Here is a 17,151-nt window from a genome sequence, read left to right on the forward strand (position 1 = left end):
CAATTATAAAGGAGTAGTGTAGAGAATGGGGAAAAAGATAATAGCCATAACCTTGTGTTTTATGTTAGTAGTTTATAGTCAATTGACAGTCATATTGTTTGTTGCCCCTTTAAAAGCAGAGGCGGCTAATTGTGGAACGTCTAATTATCCAACTTGTGTTCAAGATTTAACACAAGCAAATTGGCTAAGTGATACAACGAACGGATTTGAAGTGTCTGGCATTGTAGGGAATGATGGTATTCATTTATTCACGTATAGTAATGATGCACAATTTCCAGCTGGCTATTATTTTAATGCAGATGAATATTCAACACCAAAATCGATTAGAATTTCTGCAGGTGAAAGTTTTTCAGGTGGTGTCTTTGATTTAAAAACGTTAAAGATTAATACTATCAATTCACATGCCGAAAATGATGCCTTGTCTCTGACGATTCAAGGGTATGATGAAGTAGGAAATCCAAAAGGAAATCCAGTTATTTTTAAGACAATTGCCAAGCATGACCCTATTTATGATATACCTATTAATATTGAGGGTATTAACTCTTTTATCATTACTGCAAGTGTGCAATTTATCAATACTGTACAGGCGGGGTTGTGGGATTTAACGTTTACGGAATTTACGATAGATATACCAAATAATAACCCTCCCAATAACCCACCGACATCTAGTAATGGAACCGTAAATGTAAATGAGGGGCAAGTGTATACATTTGATAGTACTTCCTTCACTTTTAATGATGCAGATGCTGGAGATACTTTGAAACAGATTCAAATCTCTACAATTCCTAATAGCGGACAACTTTTTCTCGATAACAATAATAATCAGCAATTTGAGGCAGGGGAAGCTATTGCAAATGGTGAGACAATAAGTAAAGCTGACTTAGATGTAGGTAAATTCAAATATATGACGGAAAATGGCTCTTCTGCATCTTTTACATTTAAGGTAAGTGACGGTATTGACTATAGCACTGTCTATACAATGAATCTAGTCGTCAATGCACGTCCTTCCGTGACCATTCCAACAACTATATCTAGCCCAACAAATAGCAATCCAATTTCTATAACGATTGTTTTCAGTGAGCCAGTGACTGGTTTAGCGGCTGGAGATATAACTGTTACAAATGGAACTATTCTATCTATCACAGGAAGTGGTGCCACATATACTGCCCAAATATCACCAAGTGTGGATGGAGCAGTGAAAATTAAAATTCCTGAAAATGTAGTTGCTAATAGCAGTGGCGCATTGAATAAAGCATCTGCGGAATATCAAATAATCTATGATAGTACACCACCTACGAATATTGAACTCAGTAATACTACTATAGAAGAAAAGAAGCCCATTGGTACAACTGTTGGAACAATGACGGCAACAGACTCAGGAAGTGCACAAACTTTTACGTATTCACTGCAATCTGGGGATATAAGCTTCTTTACAATTGATGGAAATGTATTAAAGACAAATGCCCCGTTTGCCTATGATACGAAAAATAGTTATAAGATTACGATAAGAGTAACAGATGCTGCTGGTAATACGTTTGATAAGGAATTTACAATTCAGATTATTAAAAATCATGCCCCAACAGGCACTATTATGATTAATGGTGGAGCAGGCTATACAAATACTACTAATGTTACTTTAACAATGACTGCAAGTGATTTAGAAGGAGAAGCGATAGAAATGCGCTTGTCAAATGATGGTACTACTTGGTCCGGTTGGGAGCCGCGTTTATCTTCAAAAAATTGGACATTGTCACCTGGTGAAGGTAGTAAAACCGTTTATATGCAACTAAGGGATACTGGTGGCAATATATCGAATACATTATCAAATACAATTGTATTAGATACGACCCCTCCTACCATAACAGGAGTGACAAATAACGGTGTTTATAATACAGACGTAACAATTAGTTTCAGTGAAGGAACAGCGACATTAAATGGTGCTCTCTTTACAAGTGGAAGCATTGTAAGTACATCTGGAAATTATACTTTGGTAGCAACAGATAACGCAGGTAATACAACAACAGTTTCATTTGTGATTGATAAAACGATGCCACAAGCTGTAGAGGTGACGATTAAGTCGAATAATCATGATCCGACAAAGGCCAAGATAGGGGATACTATTACATTAACAATTAAGACAGATAAAAGTATTCAAGCACCTACAGTTAAGATTGCAGGAAAAGCCGCAACTGTCAATGGAGCTGCAACAAACTGGCAAGCAACATATATGGTAACAAATGGAGATATGGAGGGGACAACACCCTTCACCATAAATTTCAAAGATTTACTAGGCACTCCAGCAACAGAGGTCACTGATGTAACTGATGGAAGCTATGTCATAGTTGATAGTAGGAAGCCAACTGTTCAGCAGGTGACAATGGCATCTAATAATGCCAATCCATTAGTCGCGAAGGTAGATGATATTATCACAATAGATTTTGTGACAAGTGAGGATATTCAATCACTCAATGTAACGATTCTCGGACAAACAGCCATCATAACCGATAAAGGTGATGGAGATGCTAAAACTTGGCAAGCAAGCTATACACTGAAATCTGGGGACACAGAGGGACCAATTAGCTTTGCAATTGATTATCGGGATTTAATGGGGCATGAGGGCATACAGGTAACGGAGGTTTCTTCAGGATCAATTGTGATATTTGATAAAAAATCTCCAGAAGTAACAGCTTATTTCCCAATACATCAAGCAATGGATGTACAGTTTACAGAAAATCTCGTATTAACATTTAATGAAAAGGTTTTACCTGTAACGAATAGAAATATTGTCATTCGTAATAGTTCAGACAATCAAGTTGTTGAAACAATTGAAGTTACGCAAGCAAACGTCTCTATCATTAATGAATCCGTGACAATTAATCCTACATTAGAATTAACCCAAAATACAGCTTACAGTATTCAAATTGATGCAGGTGCCTTTACTGATTTAGCGGGTAATGTGTATGAAGGTATTACTGATAATACTACCTGGAATTTTACAACGGGCGCACTGCCAACATATACAGTTACGTATGACGGTAACGGAGCTGAAGGAGGTAAAGTGCCAATTGATTCGAAGCAGTATATTGCTCACGAATTAATTAAAGTTATAGGCAATACAGGTAATTTAATGAAAGTCGGCTATACATTTATAGGATGGAATACAAGGTCTGATGGAAAAGGTGTTACTTACAAAGAGGGGCAAACCATTCAAATGGGGAAAGTGAATTTGATGTTGTATGCTGTATGGACAAAAAACATTGTACCGGGAGATGGAGGATCGTCCACTCCAAGTCCAGCACCTGAACCAGGTCTGCCAAGTAATCAAGTAAAGGTGAATGTTGTAGATCCGAATAAGCCAAACGAGGTTCTTCTTCAAACAGTGTTAACACGTCTATATATCAACGGTGAGATACAAGATACGGTAGCGTTTTCAATTGCCAATGCACAAGAGTTTCTTCGGAAATTAGTGAAGCTGGAAGAAAAACAATCTCGAATTGTCATACCAAATATGGAACCATCTGCAAGTGAAACAAAGGTGATACTTGCTAAAGAGGCAGCTAAACTATTAGTAGAAGGAAAATCTAGCTTTGGGATAGATATGAGGAATGTTAAAATCGAAATTCCATATAATTCAATGTCAGATTTCAACGAGGATATTTATTTCCGAATTGTACCGATTAAGAGTACAATCTCACAGGAAGATATTGAAGAGCGTGAAAGGGCATTGGGATTAACAAAAGGTACGAAAGTGAAAGTTATCAGCCAACCATTAACAATTGAAACGAACTTGCAAAATCGTCAAGTGTCATTGCTACTACCACTGCCAAAGAACCTGACATCCGTGCAAGAAAGAAATATAAGGGTTTATGTAGAACATAGTAATGGTACATCGGAATTATTGTCTGGAAGATTGGTAGAATTCAATAAAGGGCAGACAGGTATCATTTTTGATGTACAGCATTTCTCTACTTTTTCTTTAGTACATTTAGAACAAAAAGAGCTAGAGAGAACATCCGTCCCTTACATCCAAGGCTATGAAGATGGTACTTTCCGTCCGAATGAAAGTGTTACACGTTCACAAATGGCCGCAATGTTGGCAAGAAGTTTGAGTAATAATAATGTACCAGAAGTAACTGGAACTTTTTATAGAGATACAGCTCATTCATGGGCTAAACATGATATTGAGTATATCCGTACACAAGGAATCATGGAGGGACGACAAGATCATTCTTTTGGCCCCAATGATGAAATAACAAGAGCTCAAATGGCAGTTATTGCTATGCGTTGGCTTAATAAGCAATGCTCAGAGGAGACGACTGCTACTCCTTATTGCAATCTAAAGATAGGTGATAAGAAATACCATGATGTAGCTTCTACGCATTGGGCTGCCCAGGCAATAGAGGCTATTAGTGAGATGGAGATCATGGTAGGTTCTGGAAATGGACAATTTAGCCCAGATGAAAAGCTAACACGTGCCCAAGCAGTAAAGGTATTAAATCGAATTTTTAATCGTCCAATACCAACTTTAGATTCAGAACCAATCTTCAAGGATATACCAAAAGAACATTGGGCCTTTTTTGAAATTCAAGCAGCTACAATGAAATAAAAACATAATGAACTTTTTAACGGATTTGGAATTGCATAACTTCCAAATCCGTTTCTTTATTATTGATTTTTTATAACTGATAAAAGACTCCATATTCGATTCATCTAATTCTAGTAACACTGCACGAATTAAAAGCACATTCCTTAATCGAGCTACAGCAGGAGATGACCCGAAAAAACAAGAGATAATCAATTTTAAAATATGTCAATGGAAGTTTTATTTTGAGACACCACTTTTTTCATAAAAATAGAGATTTTTTTCTTATCAATCTGTTTTCATTGCTTCATAGACTTTTTGATTCTTACTTAACTTTTAAAATTGTTTAGGAAAAATAATCTATTTTGTATTAGTATTGACAAATTAATGTATACATAATATCATTCAATTAGTGATAATGATTATCATTATCATAATTAATATGTCGAACACGCAGAATAATAAAAAGGGATATTTTCTAATATCCCTTTTTATATGCATAGTGTTGATAATGATTATCAATTGAAAGGGGGTTTTACTATCAAAAGGTTAATTTCAGTAATGTTAGTCGCATTTTTAACAATTTTCGTTACACCTAATTTAAATGCTTCTGCTGCGCTTGCAGATGGGAAATATACAATCAATTACCAAGTGAATAAACCAGATTCTTCATCTGCTTCGATGGCAAATGATTACTTTTTGAAGCCTGCAACAATTATTGTTCAGAATGGTACTTCAGTTGTACAAATGAAGATGAAAAAAAGTGCGTGGATAACGAAATTTCAATCAAGTACAGGCGGTAATAAAGTCGTCAGCGAAAATAAGGCAGAGGATACACGTATCGTCCAATTTGCATTACCTGCTTATACATCGAAAACTGCTGTTACGATGAAGGTGGACATTGATGACTTAAATTATCATCATGAATATACAGTAGATTTTGTATGGGATGCGGCATCATTGAAAAACGAAGATGGTAGTGCAGTAGCAGCTACAACAGTACAAAATAACTCTAACACGACTAAAAAAACAGATAATACTGGTAAAACAGATATTTCGTCAGTTAAAGAAAAAGAAGTAAATCCACAAACAAGTGATGCTTTTCCAATAGGTATACTTTTATTGTTCTGTGTCAGTGGATTTATCCTATTTAATTTTAAAAAACGCATGAAGGAAGAAATCCATTGAAATATTTCGGAAGCACCCTCATCTACTTCACTCAGGTAGGAGTAGATGAGGGTGCTTTTTAAAAGGAGTGAATGGACATGATAAAAGAAACAAAAGTAAATAGTAGAAAGTTACATATGGTGGTGCTATGTATTATTTTTGTCGTTCTTTCAGCATGTACTAATTCAATTAAGGAAAATGAAAATAAGGTAAAAGAAAAAAAGGATGAAAATAAGACAACTGTTCAAGATGAAAATCGAATTATTCCAACGACAGTTGCAGTTGCTCATATTTTAGATGCACTAAATTTAGATGCCGTCGCTATTCCTACGACGATATATGATTTACCTAAACGATATGAGGGTTTACCCGAGGTTGGTAGTCCGATGTCACCTGATATGGAAATTGTAAAATCCTTGAATCCAACAGAGGTTTTCTCAGTGACTACGTTGGAGGCAGATTTGAAAAAGACATTTGATGAAGTTGGTATTAATGCTTCATATGTGAATTTACAGAGTATTGATAGTATGAAAGCTGCTATTTTAGAAATTGGAGAAAAATATAAACGGACAGAAGAGGCCACGAAGCTAGTGACGGAGCTAGAAGGAAAGATTACAGCCATTTCAATGAAGGCAGAATTAAATGAATCACCAAAGGTGCTGATTTTATTAGGCATTCCAGGTAGCTATTTGGTGGCAACAGAAAATTCATATATTGGAGACTTAGTGAGATTGGCTGGAGGTCAAAATGTGATGAGCGGGCAAGAACCGGAATATTTACCGTCTAATACGGAATTTTTACAACAAAGCAATCCAGATATTATTATTCGTCTGGCACATGGTCTGCCTGAACAAGTTGTGGAAATGTTTAATGAGGAATTTACTACGAATGATATTTGGAAGCATTTTGACGCAGTAAAAAATGGACGTGTTTATGATTTAGATGAACCGTTATTTGGCACAACAGCAACGCTTGCAGTACCTCAAGCGCTAGAAGAATTAATTAACATTATGTATCCATAATGAGAAATGTAGAGGACTGAGATGAATAAAAAAATAAGTAGTTTTTTAGTTGTAAGTCTATTACTTTTAGTCGTTATTATATATTCAGCCATTACTGGCTCTATTAAAATGGATACGATGGAGTTTATTAGGGCTCTTTTTGGGGAAGAAAACTCAAATTACACAGTCATTAAAGATTTACGATTTCCACGGATTATTGTTGCTTTATTTGCAGGAGCATCATTATCCATTTCCGGCGTATTATTGCAGGCAGTTATGCGTAATCCATTAGCCGATGCAGGTGTAATTGGCATCTCAGCGGGAGCATCATTTGTACAATTATTAATCATTACATTATTTCCAATGATGTTTTTCTTTACGCCATTATTAGCTTTTTTTGGAGGAGCCTTTGCTTGCTTTTTAGTATTTATGTTGTCCTGGAAATCAGGATTAAATCCTTTGAAAATAATTTTAGTGGGTATTGCGATTAATGCGATGTTTACGGGTCTAACAGAAGCCTTTGTTACGCTATGTAGCTATATGAATGTGATGGTTGGCGGTGTAGGTGGCTCTAATTTATCGATGCGAACTTGGAGTGATGTACGTTTAATTTCATTTTACGGTTTGATTGGTTTACTAGCTGCTCTTCTAATAGCCTCTTGGTGCAATTTATTGGCTTTACAAGATAAAACGGCCAAGAGTCTAGGCTTTAATGTAACACGTGCACGACTATTTATTGCAGCGATAGCGGTATTACTAGCGGCTATTTCAACTGCTACAGCTGGTGTTATTGCATTTGTCGGTTTATTAGTACCGCATATTTCAAGAAGGTTAGTAGGATCAGATCATAAATGGTTAATACCATTCTCGGCATTAGCTGGTGCCCTGCTAATTTTAACTGCCGATACATTAGGTAGAATATTAGTTGCGCCACTGGAAATACCAGCATCCACAATCATGGCGATAATCGGTGGACCATTTTTAATCTTCTTAATTCGAAAAGATAAATAAAGAGAGGTGAGTGTATTGAACGTTTCTCAAATTAAACTATCTTATGATCAGAAGCAAAATCATTTAGATGGGGTTACGACAACTATTGAAAAGGGAAAAATCACGACGATTATTGGCCCGAATGGTTGTGGAAAAACAACATTATTAAGTGTTATTTCACGTAATAATATGCCGCAACAAGGATCAGTAACGTTAGAACAGAAGGATATAATGACATACAAGGCCAAGGAATTTGCGAAAAAACTAGCCATTGTTTATCAGCAAAATTCAGTGCCGCAAGATATCACGATTGAAAAACTAGTTGCTTATGGACGGGTACCCCATCAACAATTAATGAAAAGAAATGTTGAAGAAGATGAGGCGGCAGTCAATTGGGAACTGTCAGCAACAAATTTAACACAGAAACGTACATGTAAATTGGATGCATTATCGGGTGGTGAACGTCAACGTGTTTGGATTGCCATGGCACTTGCTCAAAAATCATCCATTCTTTGTTTAGATGAGCCAACAACATATTTAGATATTTTTTATCAAATAGAATTAATGGAGTTAGTGAAGAAATTGAACAAAGAACATGCTCTAACAATTGTGATGGTGTTGCATGATATTAATCAAGCAATAAAATATAGCGATCATATTATTTTGATGAAAGACGGTAAAATATTATGCGAAGGTGCACCTATAGAAACCGTAACAGCAGAACGGATGAAAGAAGTGTATGGTGTAGAAGTGATTATTCAAACGCATGAAAGTGTTGGTACATATATGATTCCATTAAGCATTTAGGAAAATTATATGAGACAGATTAGCAGCTTCTTAGAGTTAATGAAGGTAAATTTTTAATCCTTTTAAATTTACAGTAAATATTTCAATGACAGTATGTTATTTAGCATTATTTACACAAAATAAAATAACAAAACATATTTTAACTTTCTTGACAATAATAGTTTGTGAGTTATAATTGGTGAGAATGAGAATCATAATCAATTAAAAAGGTAGATTTACTCACTAACATCCATGTAATTAATAGATGTTTTTCTTTTAATTTTAATTGAGAATGGGAATCATTTGGGTTTGTGGTAGTACTAGTTAAATTGTTTATACAAAAGGAGGTAATAACGCTTAGGATAGGTTGAAATAATTAAAAAACTCAGGAGGTTAGAGTATTGAAGAAATTTTTACAATATGTAGCAATGATAGTGTTGATGTTAGGTGCAGTATTACCTGGCTTGGGAATGGAAGTAAAGGCGGAAGAGAATACCGGATCTAGCTGCGTAGTTGACTATTCGGCAAATATCAAAATGCTCAACGAACAGCAAACAGCAGATTCAATGATGAATAGCTATGTTCAAAAAGAAGCTACTGTTCAACAAAAAGATGGTCAATTTACAGTAGACATTACTGTGCCACAAGCATATACAGCGTGGTACCAGGATTTTAAAGTAGAATCTGGCGGAGAATTAAAAAAAGCTATTGAAAAAACAACAGACACTAATGGTAACGATATTTACACATTCGTAGTCGATCAATATGAGCAAACAATAAAGGCATGGGTTGATGTTTATATTCCAATGCTATCGTATGATCATGACTATATAGTGTATTTAAAAATTGCTGATGTTACGGAAGTTAATCGTGTATGTGATGAAGCAACAGAACAACCAGAAGATAACAAAGATGAAATTATTACAAAAAACGTTCCTTTCACATTTTTAACAAATAATAAAACATATGATACGTATTTTAAAAGTTATATTAATTATGCTGATTTAGCGACAATTGGTGAAGAAAAATATGCCTATATTAAACTAACAGGTCACACATATGCATTTACGACACTAAAAGTAGGCAGTGAAAACGGAGAAGACGTAAAAATCGTAAGCTCTGAAGGAGAAGGCAATTCATTAGTACGTGTTATAAAGGTAAAATTAGATGCTGATTTAAAGGCTACAGTGATTATGTCAGGTGACAAGTATCCAGCAACACCGTTTACGTTTGATTTTGCACCGATAAAAGAACAAATTGTATATTTACCTGAGCATTTCAACTCGAACAATCAAGTAATTGAGTTTGGACTGACACCTGTTAGCTCTGGTGCACCTGCTCATACAATAATCGCATCCCTTTTAGGACAAGCATATGCTACAAAAACAGCAGACAATAAAATTGCTGTAACAATTAATTTAGTTGTAAATGGTACAACGAAGGGCTTTTCTGTAAAACAAGGAAATAAAATGATTGCAGAATGGACAGCAGGGGACACGAAAAATGTCATTAAATTTACAGTAGATTCATTAGAAAATTTAGCATTCACGTCAACAACTGAGCGAAATGGGAATGCATCCACAATGAGTACGACAGTTGAAAAAGTACTATTAACGGGTGAGATTGCTAAGCAAGAGGAGAATAGTTCGGAAGGAAATACCAACGGCAGTGAATCAGGTTCTGGGGAGAACAATAATAATTCAAATACCGGTGGCAATAACAATTCTAACACTGAAAACAATGAACAATCAACTAATGGGCTGTATACAGTGAACTTTACGTTCTTAAATGAATCAGGTACGGGTAGCTCTATTATGAACACATATGTTGATAATCAAGCATATGTAGTGAAAAATGGCTCTTCCTATCAAGTTCAATTAACACTAAAAAATAGTTCATGGATTACTGGATTTACAGTGAATGGTGCAACACCTAGTACAATTAGCGATACAAATGATGTACGAGTAGTGCAATTTACAGTATCGAATTTAGCTACTCTTCAAAATGCGTGGGTAAAAGTCGATATTGCGGATCTTAACTATCATCATGACTATAATATTCTATTAAAATTTGAAGAAGCGTCACTTTCAAAGATTAATGATAGTACAACATTCCCAAGTACAGGTGGTTCAACTAATAGTGGTTCAACAAATGGTAGTTCAACTAATAGCGGAACAAATACAAGTACTACAGGGAACTTTAGTCAAGAGGGAGTAGTTAAATTTGAATTTGCAAACAATACAAAAGAGATAGCTGTCTTCCTACAAAAAGCAAAAACAGTATTTGAAAATAACAAATATAAAGTTATGCTTTCATTAAATATTGAAAATAACTTACAAAATTTTATTGTCAAACAAAACGGTAAAGAAATTGCAAAATGGTCGAATAAAGTAGCTTCATTAGTACCGATTGCAACTGCAAAAACAACAACACTTTCATTTGAAATTGCTACACTAGATAATCTTGTTTTTGAAGCAATAACGGCGGATAAGACGATTTCCACAAATGTATCAGCAACGACAACAAAGACAAATGAAAAGAATACTCGTCAGTCCATTACGTATAAAATGGTGGCTGATCCAAACGGTAATATGGCTGATTTTATTACAAACTATTTAGCACCATACTTCACGAAAGCTGAATTAGTAACACTTGACGGTAAACGTTATATTGAAATGACACTAATTGGTAAAGCTTATGGTTTTGAAACACTTGCTTATATTGATGAAAATGGTAAGCAACAAAAAATCGAAGTGATAAGTTCTACAGGCGAAAAAATGGATCAAGTACGTGTTGTACGTTTACCATTAATTCAAGATCGCAATGGCGTAACGAAAATATTTGTAGATTCAGGTAGTTTAGGTTATGGGGCGTACACATTATTCTTTACGTTTGATGTGCCAGCTTTAGAGGAAGAAACAACAAACTCTAATAATACAGAGAAAACGGATAATATTAAAAATCCTTTTACAGATATTGGTAATATATTCAGCAAAGATGAAATTTTAGCTTTATACGCTGCTGGAATTTCAACAGGTACAACAGCTACAACATTTAGTCCAAATAAAAATATAACTCGTGCACAATTTGCAGTAATGGTCGCTCGAGCTTTAAATATTCAATCTGCTAAAGCAACCGCGTTTAAAGATGTTAAAGGTCAGTGGTTTGAAAATGAAGTACAAGCACTTGCAGAGGTAGGTATTGTAACAGGTGTAAATGCCACAACATTTAACCCAACAGCAAATATTACACGTCAGCAAGCAGCGGCAATGATTTTACGCATGCTTGAATATAAAGGCTATAAAGTAACGGTTGATAAAAATGCCTTATCCTACAAAGATGCTAATCAAGTAGTTGACTACTCAAAGCAAGCCGTATCGGAATTACAGGCACTAGACATTATGACAGGGTCTAATGGCTATTTAAATCCAGAAAGTAATTTAACACGTGCTCAAATGGCGAAGGTTTTAAAACGATCACTAGAATTAGTCAATTTAATTGATTAATAATTAAAGCAAGATACTATTACTATCCCATAAACTCCTCTAACAGTTGGATGAGGTGACTATATCATGTGCTTCTATGAGGTTTTCAGCTTGAGCTATTGCCGAAGGGGGTCGCCTCATCCAATAAAAAAATGCAATTCAAGTAGAAATTGAATTGCATTTTTTAAACATTTATACATCCGATTTTTTTTGTTTGCCTAAAACAAGCATTTACTTTTCTAGGCTAATCTTATAGTGAAGACATGCGAATGTTAAGGGAAGCGTTCTAAACATAAAATTTGGCCAATATTAACTGCAAAAGTAGAAATACGGTGATTTATTTTGAAAATAGTTCATAAAAACTGTTGTCTTAGAAGAAGGATCCACAATAAATTATTGTGGAGGTTTTATAAAATAATTTAAAAAACGTTCTTAAACGATGCGAGTTTGAAATGCCAGGCTGTAAACTCGATGAAAAACGTCTAAGAACGTATAGTTATTATTCTTGTATTTTTACTGATATGTGTAATGTTAATCTTACAGATGGAAGAGGGAGCTGGCACATCTTTATCCTTTTAAGAAATCCTTGTACAGAAATTGCTGCTACTTTACTAAAGTTGCAGCAATTTCTGAAATAACAACCCGGTTACCCATTATTGGGGAAGACTCATTGTTTTCTTTGTTACCAATCTCTTCACGACGGTGTAAATTTTTAAAGTCATCTGATTCGCGCCATGCTTTGAATTGCTCGACTGTATCCCAGAACATCATAACGTTCATTTCATCGTGATCTTCTGGTTCAGAGCAAACGTTCACTTCAACTTTATTAAACCCTTCCCAGTTCAATAAATTTTTATCAGATATAAATAATGGTGCCATTTTATGAGCAAAACCTTTTTTTACTAAAAAACGGTTAGTTACTGTAATCATCTATTATATTGACCCCTTTATGACGTTTTTAATTGATATTGATTTTCATTATCAATTAAAACATACATTAATTGGCTATGCAATAAAAAATTTTAAAAAATAACATTAAAAACGTTTGTTGACAATTATTTTTATTTCAAATAGAATCATAAACAACTATATGAGAATGATTATCAATTTCAATTTGGTTTTTTTAAAAAAAGAAAGGGTTGGTAGTTACCATGAAGAAGTTTAAATTTCTATTAGTAGGTGCGTTAGCATTAGTATTAACAGCATGTGGAGAGGAAAGTAAACCAGCAGATGTGGGTGCTTCAACAGATAAAATAGAAATGGAACAACAAGTTGAAACAGGGGGGGCGGTAACATTAATAGATGACCTTGGAAATAAGCATGAATTTGAAGCAATACCGAGTTCAGTTGCTACATTAAATCCAGGAATGATGAATATTTTGCTTGCATTAGGTGCAAACGTTACTGGTCGACCAACGATTACATCTGATATGAAGGCAGAAGTAAAAGCTATTCAAGAGATAGGTAACCCACATGAACCATCATTTGAGCAAATTGCTGCATTGAATGCGGAAATACTTATTGTGCCACTTAGCTTCCAGCAGTTCGCTAAAACGGTAGAAGCTACAGGTACGAAAATTGTGTACTCAAATATGAATTCAGTAGATGATATAAAAAAGACGATTACAAAATATGGAGCATTATTTAATAACACAGCAAAAGCGGAGAAGTTAGTTGGACAAATTGATGAGGAAATTGCAAAAGGCTCAACAAAATCAACGTTAGATGCTCTCATTGTTTACGGTGCACCAGGTACATATTTAGCCGCGCTTGATAATTCACTATACGGAGATATTTTAAATAAGGCAGGTGGTAAAAATATAGCAGCTGATTTACCAGCGACAGATAAGTTTCCAACATACGCAACATTAAGTGTTGAGAAAATTGTTGAACGTAACCCAAAAATAATTATGCTAATTACGCACGCCAATCCAGCAACAGTAAAAGAAGGTTTTGAAAAACAATTGAAAGAAAATGCAGCGTGGAAAAACTTAGATGCAGTAAAGAATAAACAGATTATTATTTTACCAGCAGAATTGTTTGATAATCCTGGTACACAAGTTGTAGAAGCTATTGACTATATGCGCGGGCTTTTAAAGACAGCTGAAGAAGCAGTTAAATAATTTTATTGTGGGGAAATAACGATGATAGCAGAAGCGGAAAAATATGCACACCCACTTGCTAAAAAACGAAAAATAGCGCTAATTGTGTTACCTATACTATTAATCATTGTGAGTATTGGCAGCCTTATGATAGGACAAGTTTCGTTTTCAGTAAGTGAAGTGTTTAATGGAATTTTTAGTTCAGAAGATACTATGGCACGACGAATTGTTTGGGAAATCCGAATGCCCCGTATACTAACGGGTATGATTATTGGTGTTTGCTTGGCTATTGCGGGTTCGATTTTACAAGGAGTCATGCAAAATCCATTAGCCGATCCAGGAGTTATTGGAATTACTTCTGGCGCTGGAATGATGGCTGTAGCGGTTATGGTTGTATTTCCTGGCTATATTATTTACTTACCTATAGCAGCTTTTTTAGGTGCTTTTGTAGCGGCAATGATTGTGTATTCATTATCGGTGAAAAAAGGTGGCACATCCCCAATGCGAATTATTTTAGTTGGGGTAGCCATCAATGCACTTTGTGGTGCAGGAACAAATGCATTAATGATTCTTTATAGTGATCGTGTACAATCTGTATTGCCGTGGTTGTCAGGCGGTTTAACGGGTGTTGGTTGGATGCAATTAGAGATGATTGTCTACTATGTCCTTGTAGCTATTATATTATCAATTTATGCGATTAAACATATTCGTATAATGCGTCTAGGCGATGAAATGGCAAGTCTTTTAGGACACAATGTTGAACGCAGTCGATTTTTTTTAATTGTATTAAGTACGTTACTAGCAGGGATTGCAGTAAGTGTTGCTGGTTTAATTGGTTTTGTAGGTTTGGTAGTACCACATATTTTACGATTAATTATCGGTGGAGATCATAAGTATTTAATACCTACTTCTGCATTGGCTGGTGGCTTACTTGTTGTTTTCGCAGATACAATTGCGAGAACTGTATTTGATCCTATTGAATTTCCTGTTGGCATTTTACTAGCATTTATCGGAGGGCCATATTTCCTGTATTTAATTCATAGAAAGGGGAATTCCATTGCTACGAACTGAGCATATCAATTACCAACATGAGTTCACCAACTTCCAGTTAGATGATATTTCCTTGACAATCAATGAAGGAGAAGTTGTTAGTTTAATAGGACCAAATGGCTCGGGAAAATCAACTTTATTACGTGTAATTTCACGTCTTTTAAAGCCGAATAGTGGGGCAGTATATTTAGATGAGCGGAATATTCATGAAATGAAGTCTAAAGAAGTGGCTAAAACATTAACGATGCTCCCACAAATGAATAATCATCAATTAGATTTAACGGTGCGTGAGTTAGTTGAATTTGGGCGTCATCCGCATAGTGGAGGGAAAACGTCGCTGTCAAAAGAGGATATAAAAATTGTCGATTGGGCAATTGATGTAACTGGATTGAATCACATGCAAAATCGGGTACTACCTTCGATGTCTGGAGGAGAACGCCAACGTGCTTGGATTGCAATGACTGTAGCACAGCATCCCAAAGTTTTGCTATTAGATGAACCAACAACATATCTAGATATTGCTCATCAATTAGAAGTGATGGAGCTTGTAAAAGAGTTAAATCATAAATACAATATGACCGTTATCATGGTGTTGCATGATATTAACCAAGCCGCACAAAATAGCCAACGTCTAATTGTATTAAAAAATGGGAAAATTCATTATGATGATTCACCCCATTGTGTAATATGTAAAGAAATGTTTCAATCCATTTTTGAAATTGATGCTGAAATTTATATGCAGCATGGAAATCCTGTCTTTACCCCAGTAAAATTGTGTTCAAGTTCTTGTAAATGAACGTATTTTTTCTATGGTCACAAGATGCTTCTGTTAGAAATAGTAATTTGAAATTTATGAAGCATCTGTAGCACATATAAAATTAACTTATTCCATTGAAGTAAAGGAGTTTATAAAAATGATTGGTATAATTTATTACGCTTATGGCGCACCAAAATCTTTAGACGATGTTACACCTTATTTTTCACATATTATGAATGGTAAAACGCCACCACCTCATGTGATTGAAAATATTACAGCGCAATTTAAAAAATTAGGTGGTGTTGATCCGTTAGCAGCCAATACGAGCCGTATTGCTAAAGGGTTGGAACATGCTTTACAGCAACGCTTAGCCCAGCCTGTAAAAGTATATAATGCTTACAAACATACAGAACCTTACATTCCAGATGTTGTTAACACGATGCTTGAAGATGGTATCTCAACTTTTATTACGCTACCTGTAAATCCGATTATGTCTTCAGGTGCTGCTGCGTTTCATGATGAAGTAAGTGCATTGCTAGCTTCTCATGATGTTACTATTATAAGTGGTCAAAATTGGCATTTAAATACAGAATTACTTGCTGTTTATAAAGATCGTGTTCATCGTGCCTATGAATGGATTCCCACTGAAAAACGAGTGCACACTCATGTTTTATATACCGTGCATAGTCAGCCGATTAATCCTGAACGAAATGAACTGTATGTACGCCAATTCTCCGAATTAGCAGAGGCCATCTCAAAAGCTGCTCAAATTGATAACTGGCATATTACCTATCGAAGTAGTCATGGCAAAGGTGACTGGCTTGCTCCAGATGTAAAGGAAAAGATTAAAACATTACATGCAGAAGGTGCTCAAGGTTTTGTCACATGTGAACTCCTTTCACTTTCTGCGGATATTGAATCCTATTTTGAAATCGGAAGTGAATGTCAAAAAATTTGTGAAGAACTTCAAGTTGATTTTGCCCAAGCGGAATTTCCAGGTGACAGCTACGATACCATTCAAGCATTAGCTACCATTGTTGAATCATTTATTCCAGCGGCACAATAATAAAGGCTCAATTATTTACAACACCGAAGCGCTCCCACGGATGTAGTGGTTTAGCCAAGGCGACAACATACCTTAGTTTAATGGAGTTTCTTGTATTATAACGCCAAATTTTATGACTATAATGTAACTGACGAACAACTAAAAGACGCTTTAAATCCACCGTCT

The 17,151-nt window shown here is 35.3% G+C and carries 11 protein-coding genes; 10 read left to right on the forward strand and 1 reads right to left on the reverse strand.

Annotation, left to right across the window (positions count from 1 at the left end; translation table 11 throughout):
* The first annotated feature begins 61 nt into the window (after positions 1-61).
* The 6 genes from MHI22_RS22945 to MHI22_RS22970 all read left to right on the forward strand — a co-directional run bounded on the left by MHI22_RS22945 (position 62) and on the right by MHI22_RS22970 (position 12,032).
* Positions 62-4,606 carry an S-layer homology domain-containing protein gene (locus MHI22_RS22945; protein ID WP_340812677.1) on the forward strand — a complete coding sequence of 1,515 codons (4,545 nt, stop codon included), beginning with the start codon at positions 62-64 and terminating at the stop codon, positions 4,604-4,606.
* A gap of 471 nt (positions 4,607-5,077) precedes the next feature.
* On the forward strand, positions 5,078-5,770 hold the full coding sequence (isdC, locus tag MHI22_RS22950; RefSeq protein ID WP_082673684.1) for a heme uptake protein IsdC: 693 nt from the start codon (positions 5,078-5,080) through the stop codon (positions 5,768-5,770).
* 77 nt (positions 5,771-5,847) lie between these two features.
* Positions 5,848-6,771: a heme ABC transporter substrate-binding protein IsdE gene (isdE, locus tag MHI22_RS22955; RefSeq protein ID WP_330493514.1), complete on the forward strand. Its 924-nt coding sequence runs from the start codon at positions 5,848-5,850 to the stop codon at positions 6,769-6,771.
* A 21-nt stretch (positions 6,772-6,792) separates the two neighbouring features.
* Entirely contained in the window at positions 6,793-7,761 is a 969-nt protein-coding gene (locus MHI22_RS22960) for a FecCD family ABC transporter permease (RefSeq protein ID WP_036127110.1), read from the forward strand.
* Between the two features lie 15 nt (positions 7,762-7,776).
* Positions 7,777-8,547, forward strand: coding sequence for an ABC transporter ATP-binding protein (locus tag MHI22_RS22965; RefSeq protein ID WP_340812678.1), 771 nt, complete (start codon positions 7,777-7,779; stop codon positions 8,545-8,547).
* Between the two features lie 380 nt (positions 8,548-8,927).
* Complete coding sequence (locus MHI22_RS22970) at positions 8,928-12,032, forward strand: NEAT domain-containing protein (protein WP_058843347.1); 3,105 nt, start codon at positions 8,928-8,930, stop codon at positions 12,030-12,032.
* Between the two features lie 582 nt (positions 12,033-12,614).
* On the opposite strand, the gene MHI22_RS22975 is transcribed toward MHI22_RS22970, so the two are convergent.
* A complete protein-coding gene (locus MHI22_RS22975; protein WP_036127104.1) occupies positions 12,615-12,941 on the reverse strand; it encodes an antibiotic biosynthesis monooxygenase in 327 nt (108 codons plus the stop codon).
* A gap of 221 nt (positions 12,942-13,162) precedes the next feature.
* Between MHI22_RS22975 and MHI22_RS22980 the strand changes: the two genes are divergently transcribed.
* The 4 genes from MHI22_RS22980 (at position 13,163) to MHI22_RS22995 (ending at position 16,986) form a co-directional block, all read left to right on the forward strand.
* Positions 13,163-14,134: an ABC transporter substrate-binding protein gene (locus tag MHI22_RS22980; RefSeq protein WP_340810181.1), complete on the forward strand. Its 972-nt coding sequence runs from the start codon at positions 13,163-13,165 to the stop codon at positions 14,132-14,134.
* A gap of 21 nt (positions 14,135-14,155) precedes the next feature.
* Positions 14,156-15,184, forward strand: a complete 1,029-nt coding sequence (locus MHI22_RS22985; RefSeq protein WP_036127100.1) for a FecCD family ABC transporter permease — start codon at positions 14,156-14,158, stop codon at positions 15,182-15,184.
* Positions 15,171-15,959, forward strand: a complete 789-nt coding sequence (locus MHI22_RS22990) for an ABC transporter ATP-binding protein (RefSeq protein WP_442916420.1) — start codon at positions 15,171-15,173, stop codon at positions 15,957-15,959. Before MHI22_RS22985 ends, MHI22_RS22990 begins: the two co-directional genes overlap by 14 nt.
* Positions 15,960-16,077: 118 nt before the next feature.
* On the forward strand, positions 16,078-16,986 hold the full coding sequence (locus MHI22_RS22995) for a ferrochelatase (RefSeq protein ID WP_271912685.1): 909 nt from the start codon (positions 16,078-16,080) through the stop codon (positions 16,984-16,986).
* Positions 16,987-17,151: the final 165 nt, after the last annotated feature.

The sequence above is a fragment of the Lysinibacillus sp. FSL L8-0312 genome (genome assembly GCF_038003285.1).
Taxonomy (GTDB): domain Bacteria; phylum Bacillota; class Bacilli; order Bacillales_A; family Planococcaceae; genus Lysinibacillus; species Lysinibacillus fusiformis_D.

Bases quoted from the DNA above. Each gene is read 5' to 3' on its own strand.
- MHI22_RS22945 (WP_340812677.1), top strand. From the start codon at position 62: ATGTTAGTAGTTTATAGTCAATTGACAGTCATATTGTTTGTTGCCCCT.
- isdC (WP_082673684.1), top strand. From the start codon at position 5,078: ATGCATAGTGTTGATAATGATTATCAATTGAAAGGGGGTTTTACTATC.
- isdE (WP_330493514.1), top strand. From the start codon at position 5,848: ATGATAAAAGAAACAAAAGTAAATAGTAGAAAGTTACATATGGTGGTG.
- MHI22_RS22960 (WP_036127110.1), top strand. From the start codon at position 6,793: ATGAATAAAAAAATAAGTAGTTTTTTAGTTGTAAGTCTATTACTTTTA.
- MHI22_RS22975 (WP_036127104.1), bottom strand. From the start codon at position 12,941: ATGATTACAGTAACTAACCGTTTTTTAGTAAAAAAAGGTTTTGCTCAT.
- MHI22_RS22980 (WP_340810181.1), top strand. From the start codon at position 13,163: ATGAAGAAGTTTAAATTTCTATTAGTAGGTGCGTTAGCATTAGTATTA.
- MHI22_RS22985 (WP_036127100.1), top strand. From the start codon at position 14,156: ATGATAGCAGAAGCGGAAAAATATGCACACCCACTTGCTAAAAAACGA.
- MHI22_RS22995 (WP_271912685.1), top strand. From the start codon at position 16,078: ATGATTGGTATAATTTATTACGCTTATGGCGCACCAAAATCTTTAGAC.